The organism is Azotobacter beijerinckii (genome assembly GCF_900110885.1).
Classification (GTDB): domain Bacteria; phylum Pseudomonadota; class Gammaproteobacteria; order Pseudomonadales; family Pseudomonadaceae; genus Azotobacter; species Azotobacter beijerinckii.
Genome location: NZ_FOFJ01000142.1, coordinates 1 through 2,505, shown reverse-complemented (window position 1 = coordinate 2,505; position 2,505 = coordinate 1). Strand labels below are relative to the sequence as shown.

Annotated in this window: 2 protein-coding genes; one reads left to right on the top strand and one right to left on the bottom strand. The window is 65.7% G+C overall.

Annotated features, from left to right (window positions below):
* The coding region (locus tag BMY22_RS23150; RefSeq protein WP_143068626.1) for an electron transfer flavoprotein subunit beta/FixA family protein at positions 1 to 427 on the bottom strand (427 nt) is incomplete at its 3' end.
* A gap of 287 nt (positions 428 to 714) precedes the next feature.
* Here BMY22_RS23150 and BMY22_RS23145 point away from each other — a divergent pair.
* Positions 715 to 2,367 carry an electron transfer flavoprotein-ubiquinone oxidoreductase gene (locus tag BMY22_RS23145; protein ID WP_090625670.1) on the top strand — a complete coding sequence of 551 codons (1,653 nt, stop codon included), beginning with the start codon at positions 715 to 717 and terminating at the stop codon, positions 2,365 to 2,367.
* Positions 2,368 to 2,505: the final 138 nt, after the last annotated feature.

The following is a 2,505-nucleotide window of genomic DNA, read 5'->3' as shown; positions in this document are numbered from 1 at the left end:
CGAAGGTGCCCTGGGCGTAGCCGGTCAGCGCGGCGAGCATCTGCCCGGTCTGGTTGTTGTCGCTGTCGATGGCCTGCTTGCCGGTGATCACCAGCTGCGGCTGCTCCTTGTCGACCACCGCCTTGAGCAGCTTGGCCACCGCCAGGGAGCCGAGCTCCTCGTCGCTCTCGATCAGGATCGCGCGGTCGGCGCCGAGGGCCAGGGCGGTGCGCAGCTGCTCCTGGGCCTGGGCCGGGCCGACGGACACGGCGACGATCTCGCTGGCGATGCCCTTTTCCTTGAGCCGCACCGCTTCTTCCACGGCGATCTCGCAGAACGGGTTCATCGACATCTTGACGTTGGCCAGGTCGACGCCGGAGTGGTCCGCCTTGACGCGAACCTTGACGTTGTAGTCGACCACTCGTTTGACAGCTACAAGAACCTTCATGGATTCCTCGTTACTCTCCGGTAAATGAAATGTCGCCAAGGCAAGCCATGGCCTGTGGTTGACGGCCGGAGCCGACGTCAGCCCCCTGCGGCGAGCGTAAAACGGCCGTATCTTGACCTCAGGCCACCGCCCGGTCAACCGAGAGCGGCCCGGCCTTCATGGGCTCCGGCAGCCGCCTGCGGGGCGCTTCGCCCCGTCTTTGCATTGGTTCGCCCGGAGGGCTCGGATATATAATGGCCGGCCCTCACCAGGGAACACGCGAAGAGAGCCCCGAGCAGGAGATATTTGTGGAACGCGAATACATGGAATTCGACGTCGTCATCGTCGGCGCCGGTCCGGCCGGCCTGTCCGCCGCCTGTCGGCTGAAACAGCAGGCCGCCGAGGCAGGTCGGGAGATCAGCGTCTGCGTGGTCGAGAAGGGTTCCGAAGTCGGCGCCCACATTCTCTCCGGCGCCGTCTTCGAGCCGCGGGCGCTGAACGAGCTCTTCCCCAACTGGAAGGAACTGGGCGCCCCGCTGAACACCCCGGTCAAGCGCGACGACATCTACCTGTTCAAGAGTGCCGAGAAGGCCATCAAGCTGCCGAACGCCCTTGTGCCCAAGACCATGCACAACGAGGGCAACTACATCATCTCGCTGGGCAACCTGTGCCGCTGGCTGGCCCAGCAGGCCGAAGCCATGGGCGTGGAGATCTACCCCGGCTTCGCCGCCCAGGAAGCGCTGATCGACGAAAACGGCGTGGTGCGCGGCATCGTCACCGGCGACCTGGGCGTCGACCGCGAAGGCCAGCCGAAGGACAGCTACACCCCCGGCATGGAGCTGCGCGGCAAGTACACCCTGTTCGCCGAGGGCTGCCGCGGCCACATCGGCAAGCAGCTGATCGCCCGCTACACGCTGGACGGCGAAGCCGACGCCCAGCACTACGGCATCGGCATCAAGGAAATCTGGGACATCGACCCGGCCCGCCACGAGCAGGGCCTCGTCGTGCACGCCGCCGGCTGGCCGCTGGACGACGAGAACCCGGGCGGCTCCTTCCTCTATCACCTGGAGAACGGCCAGGTGGTGGTCGGCCTGATCGTCGACCTGTCCTACAGCAACCCCTTCCTGTCGCCCTTCGACGAGTTCCAGCGCTACAAGCACCACCCGAAGATCGCCCAGTACCTGCAAGGCGGCAAGCGGGTGGCCTACGGCGCCCGCGCCATCTGCAAGGGCGGCCTGAACTCGCTGCCGAAGATGGTCTTCCCCGGCGGCGCGCTGATCGGCTGCGACCTGGGCACCCTGAACTTCGCCAAGATCAAGGGCAGCCACACCGCGATGAAGTCCGGCATGCTGGCCGCCGACGCCGTCCTTGCCGCCCTCGCCGGCGATGGCCAGGGCGGCGACGAGCTGAACGGCTACGTCGAGTCGTTCAAGTCCAGCTGGCTGTACGAGGAACTGTTCTGCAGCCGCAACTTCGGCGCCGCCCTCCACAAGTTCGGCGCGCTGGCCGGCGGGGCCTTCAACTTCATCGACCAGAACCTGTTCGGCGGCAAGATCCCGTTCACCCTGCACGACGACAAGCCGGACCACGCCTGCCTGAATCTGGCCTCCGAGTCGAAGCAGATCGACTATCCGAAGCCGGACGGCAAGCTCAGCTTCGACAAGCTCAGCTCGGTGTTCCTCTCCAACACCAACCACGAGGAAGACCAGCCCTGCCACCTGCGGCTGGCCGACCCGAGCATCCCGATCACCCGCAACCTGCCGCTCTACGACGAGCCGGCGCAGCGCTACTGCCCGGCCGGCGTCTACGAGATCGTGAAACAGGACGACGGCAGCCCGCGCTTCCAGATCAACGCGCAGAACTGCGTGCACTGCAAGACCTGCGACATCAAGGACCCGGCCCAGAACATCACCTGGGTGGCGCCGGAAGGTGCCGGCGGGCCGAACTATCCCAACATGTAAGCGAAACCATCGAGGCTCCTGCGGGAGCCTCGAACCTTTCTGCCCCGCCCCTTACCAGAGTTTCCAGGTGTAATCGACGTTGATCCGCGTCTCGTTGTCGTCGCGCATCGTCGCGTTGGCCGCGAAGCTGTTCTGGTA